The following is a 7,732-nucleotide window of genomic DNA, read 5'->3' as shown; positions in this document are numbered from 1 at the left end:
CCTCGCCTGCAGTGGACTTTCACCACCAAGTTAACGCCCATGCCGGGCGCACAAATAAAGGCCCTTTCCCACCCGGGAAAGGGCCCCTGACTGTTAACCGGCCTTTTTTTCCTCCTTCTTTTTGGTGACAGTAATAGCACAATCGGGGCAGACCATCTGACATATGCCGCAGCCGTTGCATTCCTCGTTTGCTTCCACCGAAGGGGTGCCGTAAACACCCAGCACGTCAGACCAGGCAAGACACTTTCTGGGACATTTTTGCATGCACAACCCGCAACCTTTACACAGGCCGGGAAAGATGGTCCAGAAACTCTTCTGGGTTTCTATGGTCCGGGCCTCGAAGGACTGTGTCATTGTTTACCCCCCTTAGATAACTTGAGCCACAAGCTCCATGCCCCGTTCCAGAGCACGGAAATTCAGTTCCCGCAACCTGGGGTTCTTTTCAAACTTATAGCCAAGTTTTTTCTCAATGGCCTTTTTAGCCTCTTCTATGGAAATCACCCCGGTGGCTTTGATGACCGCACCCATAATAACAATGTTGAAAACCCGGGGGTGGAGTTCCTTCTTGGAAACATCTATGGCTGGAATGGGTAAAATCTTTTTCGCCCGGGCGGGCAGGGCATCATCAACACCTTCAATGCTGGAATCGTAAACAAACAGCGTTTGGGGGCCCACATACTGGCGGGTCCGGTAGATCGCCCGGTCGCTCAGGGCAACGACGATATCGCCGATCTGGAATTTGGGCGCTCCGATGGGTTCATCCCCAATCTGTAAGTAGGCAATGGAAACTCCGCCACGTTGTTCCACACCAAAGTTGGGGATGTACAGCGCCTCGCGGCCTTCTTCGTTCGCGGCCTCGGCAATGATTTCAGCCACCGATTGGACTCCCTGACCACCTTCCCCGGCCAGAAGAATCTTCACCACCTTAGCCATTTACCTCGCCCTCCTTCTGACCGGGCACTTTAATTTCGCCCACTTTGAAGTATTTGGGCAACTCCTGTTCCACCATCTTCCAGGTCTCCTCGGCGTTGGTCCGCCAGTTCGTCGGACAGGTGGAGAGAACCTCCACAAAGGAGAAACCGTTACCGGCCATCTGGTTTTCCAGGGCCTTTTTGAGGAAATTCTTCAACTGCCGCAGGTTGGCCACGGTACCCCTCGCCACATAGGCCCCTTCCCGGGTAATGGCAGCCACCATTTCCGGACCCTGAGTGGGATAACCGGTTTTTTCCGGGTCCCGGCCGTAAGGCGTGGTTTCAGTTTTCTGGCCGGGCAGGGTGGTGGGTGCCATCTGGCCGCCGGTCATGCCGTACTGAGTATTATTAACCAGGATTACGGTAATTTTTTCGTTTCTGGCCGCAGCATTCACCAGGTGCTGTGAACCAATGGCATAACCACCCCCGTCACCCATGTAGGCAATGCCAATAAGATTTGGATTGGCACGTTTTAAGCCCGTGATCACGGGCGTGGTACGGCCGTGGTGAGTTTGAATGGTATCGACGTTGAAGAAATCCCATGCTAGCAGAGAACAGCCGATATCACAACCAAAAACAGCCCGGTCCTGAATCCCCAGTTCGTCAATGGCCTGCCCCAGCGCCTTCAGCACCAGGCCGTGACCGCATCCGGGACAAAACTTATGGGGCTTGGTATCTACACGCCAGCTCCTGGGCATGGCAGGTTGCACAGACATCAAAAATGGCCTCCTTTCCTCGTTTGCCATTAACCGGCTATCTCTTTCACGCGGCTCACAACTTCTTCGGCAGTGATGCCCACTCCGGGTTTGAAAAGGGTCAGCATTTCCACCGGACATCCAAAGGCTGCTTCTTTTAAAAGCCTGGCCATCTGACCGTTGGACGATTCAACAACCAGGAAGCGCCCGACCTTGCTGGCGGTTTCGCGTATCGCCTCAACCGGCAGGGGACGCAGGGTAATGGGGCGGAAGTACCCGACCTTGATACCTTCCTGCCGCAGCTCCTTAACGGCCGCCTTACATGCCCGGGATACCACGCCGTGGGATACTACCACCAGGTCGGCATCATCCACATCAAAAGCCTCGTGTTCGGCCACTTCCGGGGCAATTTTTTCGTAGTCCTTGAAGTACCCTTCCAGCACCTCGTAAAGTTCCTCTTCCACGTTATAGGTATTACGCAGCTGTGTGGGAGGCCTGTCCACTCCGGGAACGCCGGGCTTGCCAAGGAAAGGTTCGGCTGCCACCAGTTCAATGCCCCGGCTGGCAGGATCGTAGATGGTCAAAGATTCTCTCATCTTGGCCTGGTAGCCGTCACCCAGGATAAAGGTGGGGAAACGATATTTCCAGGCCGTGTTGAAAGCTTTAATGGTATAATCAAAAAGTTCCTGGTGATTGGAGGTGGAGTAAACAATACGCAGGCCCTCACCATTACCGCCCATGGTGGTCATGGTAACTTCCTGCTGGGAGTAAATTACAGTTGCCGTCGATGGGCCACCCCGCTGCTGGATTACCACCACAGTGGGCAGGCGCATGGCTTCAGCCATGGACATGGGTTCCTGCATCAGGGTGTTACCCGGGCCCGCCGTAGCAGTAAAGGCTTTGCGCCCGGCCAGCACGCCGCCAACAGTGGTGAAACCGGCAGACAGCTCGTCTTCCGTTTGCAGGAACTCGCGGCCATATTTGGGTGCCAGGCGGGTCCAGTAATGCATGATTTCATTCTGAGGGGTAATGGGGTAACCGTACATGATCTCCGCGCCGGCCACCAGCGCAGCCCACGCGACCACCTCATTACCGGTCATAAAGACCCGCTTCTCACCCTCAATCGGTTTGTCTGGCATAAAAACGCACACCTCCTGAAAATCTCATCCCGTAAATGTTCAGTGAACCCGCTTGGCGCGGCTTTGCTGAACATTCACTCTTTCCCTCAAGAAAAGCGCAAAAAGAGCTTTTCTTTGTTCACCACAGGGTCTGGGGCATATAACGCTTGATGGGCCAGACCGGGTGACCCGCCGCGTCACGGTCACCGATGACCCGGGCAAGCTCTTCCAGAGCGGTAGTGGCCACCACGGGAATCCCCAGCTGCCGGGCAGCTTCGTCCACTATCCTCGCCCCTTCCTGGACAAAGTCCACATCGGTCTCGCTTCCCAGGTGACTGTTGTTAATTAAGCCATCCACCTTCCCCAGAGAACGGACATAATCCACAATTTCCGTCACGGTACCGGTCAGGGGCCTGCCCGTGTTGACCACCGCGAAAATTTTCAAATCAGGATCGGTAGCCGCACCCTCCACCAGGTTTAAGGTTCTGGCCCCCTCCACACCGTAACCGATATCCAGGATTACGTCACCGGGAAGCCTTAAGGCCCAGCGGTTGGCAGGGTGAAGGATGCTTCCTGTTTCCCCTAATCCCACTATCTCCCTGGTTTCCCAGGCTGTCACATTTATGCCCATGGCAATTAATTTTTTCTTAATAGGGCGCAGTGTATAGCAGGGTTCCACGATGTCCAGATCAACCAGGTTCACCCGCCGGCCATTGGAGGCCAGGTTAATAGCCCGGTTAACCGCCACTTCACTCTTGCCGCTGGCGTACTCTCCAATATAGGCTTCCACTATCCGGCCGGAAATACATCTTCACCTCCGCCAGGGTTAAAACAAAAGTAAAAAAATTAAAAATCGTATGTTTAGTTTCTAAAAAATTATTATAAGAAGGTAGAATGAAAACCGGGACAGCCCGGGTCACTGTCCCTGATTTTATTTATTTTTATCACTTCTATTAGCACCGGTATCCAGTACGTAATTAAGTATATTGCAAAAAAGAGCCCACGTCAACAGAGGCCAGAAATTGCAAAAAGTAGCTCTAATCTAAACAAAAAAGCAGTGCAGCAGGAACAGGAGGATCACCCCCGGTACCTGAAGCACTCCGGCGGTAAGGAGAGTTACCGGATTAATGGCAATCCTGAACCCCAGCTGTCCGAGAAAAGTATTGAACAAAAACAGCAGTACTCCCCCCAGCAGGATCTGAAAGAAAAACCGCAACCCAAATTTAAAAAACTTGAACAAAACGCTGCCCGTGAGAAATAATCCCAGAAGACCGAGGGCTATTAACAAGACCAGCTTTAATTCCATAAGTCCCACCCCTTTTCAACCGCAATCCTGTCCCACGGCATTTATATGGGGTGAGGTGGGAAAATATGCTACTGCCCTCACGTTAACTCCCGGCGGCCTTCCAGGGCCCTGGCCAGGGTCATCTCGTCGGCATATTCCAGGTGTGCACCCACGGGTAAACCGTGGGCAATACGGGTAACCTTCAAGCCCAGAGGTTTAATTAACCGGGCCAGGTAAAGCGCGGTTGCATCGCCTTCAACGTCCGGATTGGTGGCCAGAATTACTTCTTTTATTTTCCCTTCACCCAATCTTGCCAGAAGCTGCTTGATGGTCAGGTTGTCCGGTCCCACCCCGGACAGGGGAGAAATAGCACCCTGAAGTACATGGTAAAGCCCCCGGTAACCCCGGGTCTTTTCCATGGCCACCACGTCCCGCGGTTCCTGAACAACGCAAACAAGAGAAGGATCTCGCTCAGGATCGGAACAAATCTGGCAAACTTCCCGGTCGGTAAGGTTGGCACAAACGGAACAATAGCGGACGTTATCGCGGGCGAATACCAGTGCCCTGGCCAGGTTGTGAGCTACTTCCGGCGGTGCGTTCAACAGATAAAAGGCCAGGCGCTGGGCCGTCTTGGGACCGATACCCGGCAATTTGGACAGTTCCTCGATCAGCCGGTTGGCCGGCCCGGAGAGATACCTCACCACCCCCCACCTCTAAAAGAGGCCGGGCAGGTTTAAACCGCCGGTCAGCCTGCCCATTTCCCTCGACACCATATCCCGGGATTGGTTGAGGGCGCTGTTCACGGCCGTGAGGATAAGCTCCGTCAGCATCTCCACGTCCTCCGGGTCCACCGCCTCGGGCTTGATTTCCAGGGCCACCAGCTCCTGCTTTCCGTTTACCACTGCCTTAACGGCACCTCCCCCGGCAGTGGCTTCCACCGTCCGGTTGCCAAGCTCTTCCTGCAAACGCATCATTTCCGCCTGCATTTTCTGAACCTGCTTGAGCATTTTGTTCATATTGGGACCCATCATGATTGATCTCCCCTTATAGATTATTTTTTTCCTCTATTTCTTCTCCCCCGAACAGCTGGATGGCCGTTGCAGCATCGAGTTGCTCATCCGGCTCGTCCCGTTTGCTTGCTTCCGGGGGGGCATTCCCATATACTATGTTAACCCGCCAGGTTCCCGGGAATAATACGGCGATCGCCTCTTCCACCACCCGGCGGTTTTGATCCGTATCCATCAGTTCCTTAAACACGTTATCGGGACCGAAAGCTATGGTCAAGCACCCTTCCCCAACCTCCCCGGGCCAGCTCTGACTAAGATAGTTGTACACAGGGAGGCTCCTGCTGCGAACCAGATCCAGCACCTGTGGCCAGCACTGCCTGATTCTGGTCAGTGTAAGACCGCTGCTGGTACCAGCATCCCCGTTGCCCGGGGAATCCTGCACAGAACTGTTCGGCTGAACTTCTTTTGTGGAAACCCGGTTTCTCCCCCGCCCTCCTTTCTTCAGCACCTCCGTACCCGTTTCACCCGTGCTGCCGTTCTCTATCTTTTCCTCCTGAGACCGGACATCACTTTTGATAACACTTTTCTCCCCGGCGGAACCACTCACGCTACCGGCTGCCAGCTGCTCCAGGCGCAGTTCCAGCTGTTCAACCCGCCGCGCAAGGGCAGCAAGAGAATCTCCGCTCTCGGGACGCGTGGCTTCCACCAGAGCCACTTCCAGCAAAATGCGGGGCTGGCTGGCCCATTTCATATCCTGTTCCAACCTGGTGAGTACATGTAAAATATGCAGCAGCTGTTCCCGGGTAAACTCCCCGGCCCGTTTTATCAAGCGTTCCCTTACACCAGGAGCAAGGCCCGGATCTCCGGCAGCTGAAACGAGGAACAGCATGAGGTTACGCAGGTAGGCCGTCAGACCCTGGACAAAAAGGCGCAGGTCTTTTCCCTCCTCCACCAGGGCGGCAACCAGGTGCATCAAGCGGTCCACCCGGCCAGCAGCCAGATTTTGAGCTGCTTCATCCAGCAGGTCCTCCCGGACGGTACCCATAATCCGGTGCACATGGTCCACGGTAACAACCATATTCCCGTAGGCCGCCGCCTGGTCCAGGATGCCCAGGGCGTCCCGCAACCCGCCATCAGCAGCCCGGGCAATCAGATATAAAGCATCCTCTTCCACCTGAAAACCTGCTCCGGCAGCCACTTCACGCAAGCGGGCCAGCATATCCTCAAGACCAATGGGATGAAAGTCAAAACGCTGGCACCTGGAAAGGATGGTCAAAGGGACTTTATGAGGTTCGGTTGTAGCCAGAACAAAAACCACATGGGGGGGAGGCTCTTCCAGGGTTTTCAGCAGAGCATTAAAAGCCTCACTGGTCAGCATATGCACTTCGTCGATAATATAAACCCGGTAGCTGGCCAGCGCCGGTGAAAATCTTACATTTTCCCTTAGTTCCCGGATCTCGTCAATACCCCGGTGGGAAGCGGCATCTATTTCCACCACGTCCATAGACGCACCGGCGTTGATTTCCCTGCAAACGGCACATTCATTACAGGGTTCTGCCCCCTGGCGGCCAGAGCAGTTCAGTGCTTTGGCCAGGACCTTGGCCGTAGTTGTTTTACCCGTACCCCGGGGGCCGCAGAAAAGATAAGCATGAGAAACCCTTCCGGCAAGCAATGCGTTTTGCAGGGTCAGAGTGACGTGCTCCTGCCCCACAATTTCTTGAAAACGCCGGGGACGCCACCTGCGGTACAGAGCCTGGTAGACCATGGTAATTCACTCCACTTCCATCAAAACCGGTTCATATGGACACGGATAGAGAAATTGTTTAGAGTAAACCAGCTGTGTGCAACATGGTTCACTTTATCAGACTAACAACAAATTCGTCGCCTTTTTAACAGTTTCCTCTTTTAGAAAAAATAAAGAACTGCTTTTTACGCAGTTCGTTAATCTTATTGGCCGTGCACCTGTCTTTGAATGGTGACTTCCGGGCGTTACCCCTGCAGGTAGCTCGGGTCAGGCACCCTTGCGGCACCCGGAGGTGCTTCCTTAGTGCTGCTTCCGCCAGGACCTGACACGGTTCAGAAGTCTCCGTCGCGCAAGACCCAACCGTCGTCACCCCTTACAGGAGCCAGACCCCACAAGCCACACCCGCGGACAGGAATTCGACCCCGCTACAGCGGTTTGCGGGTACAGGGCACCGCTACCTCCCCGTCTAGCACGGCCAATGCTTCCACCAGCCGTAGGCCGGCCATACCAGCCTTGCGGCCAATAAGTTTTTTTACTGGCGGAGAGAGTGGGATTCGAACCCACGAGACAGGCTTTGTACCCGTCTACTCGCTCTCCAGGCGAGCGCCTTCAACCACTCAGCCATCTCTCCACACCATGGCCCCGGCCTACTACCACTGGTACATATTTTCTTGTACTATTTATTATACCTTCTCTATACAAAAAACTCAAGAGGGGGGTACCTGGCAGAGCCCCGGCATATCGGACTCCGTTCATATATTTTACTCCTGAGAGCAATGTTTTGCAAGCGGTAATTTACAAACCCCGGGTAAACCAAACCAATCCCAGGCATATAAGAAGCGGAAAAACTTCTGAAGAAAATCGAGTAGGAGGGGGCGGCTAGCCCCCGTCCTCTCACACCACCGGACATGC

The 7,732-nt window shown here is 54.3% G+C and carries 9 protein-coding genes, 1 tRNA gene and 1 other RNA gene; all 11 read right to left on the bottom strand.

The window, feature by feature from the left end; translation table 11 throughout:
- Positions 1 to 93 precede the first annotated feature (93 nt).
- Positions 94 to 354 (bottom strand): 4Fe-4S dicluster domain-containing protein, encoded by a 261-nt coding sequence (locus ACPLUI_RS08300; RefSeq protein ID WP_424659799.1) that lies wholly within the window; start codon positions 352 to 354, stop codon positions 94 to 96.
- Between the two features lie 12 nt (positions 355 to 366).
- A complete protein-coding gene (locus ACPLUI_RS08295) occupies positions 367 to 933 on the bottom strand; it encodes a 2-oxoacid:acceptor oxidoreductase family protein (protein WP_424659798.1) in 567 nt (188 codons plus the stop codon).
- Positions 926 to 1,687: a thiamine pyrophosphate-dependent enzyme gene (locus tag ACPLUI_RS08290; protein WP_424659797.1), complete on the bottom strand. Its 762-nt coding sequence runs from the start codon at positions 1,685 to 1,687 to the stop codon at positions 926 to 928. The genes ACPLUI_RS08295 and ACPLUI_RS08290 overlap by 8 nt, the downstream gene beginning before the upstream one ends.
- A gap of 29 nt (positions 1,688 to 1,716) precedes the next feature.
- A complete protein-coding gene (locus tag ACPLUI_RS08285; RefSeq protein WP_424659796.1) occupies positions 1,717 to 2,805 on the bottom strand; it encodes a transketolase C-terminal domain-containing protein in 1,089 nt (362 codons plus the stop codon).
- A gap of 118 nt (positions 2,806 to 2,923) precedes the next feature.
- Positions 2,924 to 3,574, bottom strand: coding sequence for a hypothetical protein (locus ACPLUI_RS08280; protein WP_424659795.1), 651 nt, complete (start codon positions 3,572 to 3,574; stop codon positions 2,924 to 2,926).
- A gap of 252 nt (positions 3,575 to 3,826) precedes the next feature.
- Positions 3,827 to 4,090 (bottom strand): pro-sigmaK processing inhibitor BofA family protein, encoded by a 264-nt coding sequence (locus tag ACPLUI_RS08275; RefSeq protein WP_424659794.1) that lies wholly within the window; start codon positions 4,088 to 4,090, stop codon positions 3,827 to 3,829.
- A 77-nt stretch (positions 4,091 to 4,167) separates the two neighbouring features.
- On the bottom strand, positions 4,168 to 4,770 hold the full coding sequence (gene recR / locus ACPLUI_RS08270; RefSeq protein ID WP_424659800.1) for a recombination mediator RecR: 603 nt from the start codon (positions 4,768 to 4,770) through the stop codon (positions 4,168 to 4,170).
- Between the two features lie 12 nt (positions 4,771 to 4,782).
- Entirely contained in the window at positions 4,783 to 5,100 is a 318-nt protein-coding gene (locus ACPLUI_RS08265) for a YbaB/EbfC family nucleoid-associated protein (RefSeq protein ID WP_424659793.1), read from the bottom strand.
- Between the two features lie 13 nt (positions 5,101 to 5,113).
- Positions 5,114 to 6,841: a DNA polymerase III subunit gamma/tau gene (gene dnaX, locus ACPLUI_RS08260; RefSeq protein WP_424659792.1), complete on the bottom strand. Its 1,728-nt coding sequence runs from the start codon at positions 6,839 to 6,841 to the stop codon at positions 5,114 to 5,116.
- A 189-nt stretch (positions 6,842 to 7,030) separates the two neighbouring features.
- Positions 7,031 to 7,295, bottom strand: an RNA gene (gene ffs, locus ACPLUI_RS08255) — signal recognition particle sRNA large type.
- A 61-nt stretch (positions 7,296 to 7,356) separates the two neighbouring features.
- Positions 7,357 to 7,451, bottom strand: a tRNA-Ser gene (locus ACPLUI_RS08250).
- Positions 7,452 to 7,732: the final 281 nt, after the last annotated feature.

This window comes from Desulfofundulus sp. (genome assembly GCF_049701015.1).
Taxonomy (GTDB): domain Bacteria; phylum Bacillota; class Desulfotomaculia; order Desulfotomaculales; family Desulfovirgulaceae; genus Desulfofundulus.
Note: the sequence above shows the minus strand (reverse complement) of the source record. Positions and strands in the feature narration are given on the sequence as shown.

Bases quoted from the DNA above. Each gene is read 5' to 3' on its own strand.
- ACPLUI_RS08265 (WP_424659793.1), bottom strand. From the start codon at position 5,100: ATGATGGGTCCCAATATGAACAAAATGCTCAAGCAGGTTCAGAAAATG.
- ACPLUI_RS08275 (WP_424659794.1), bottom strand. From the start codon at position 4,090: ATGGAATTAAAGCTGGTCTTGTTAATAGCCCTCGGTCTTCTGGGATTA.
- ACPLUI_RS08300 (WP_424659799.1), bottom strand. From the start codon at position 354: ATGACACAGTCCTTCGAGGCCCGGACCATAGAAACCCAGAAGAGTTTC.
- ACPLUI_RS08285 (WP_424659796.1), bottom strand. From the start codon at position 2,805: ATGCCAGACAAACCGATTGAGGGTGAGAAGCGGGTCTTTATGACCGGT.
- ACPLUI_RS08295 (WP_424659798.1), bottom strand. From the start codon at position 933: ATGGCTAAGGTGGTGAAGATTCTTCTGGCCGGGGAAGGTGGTCAGGGA.
- ACPLUI_RS08290 (WP_424659797.1), bottom strand. From the start codon at position 1,687: ATGTCTGTGCAACCTGCCATGCCCAGGAGCTGGCGTGTAGATACCAAG.
- dnaX (WP_424659792.1), bottom strand. From the start codon at position 6,841: ATGGTCTACCAGGCTCTGTACCGCAGGTGGCGTCCCCGGCGTTTTCAA.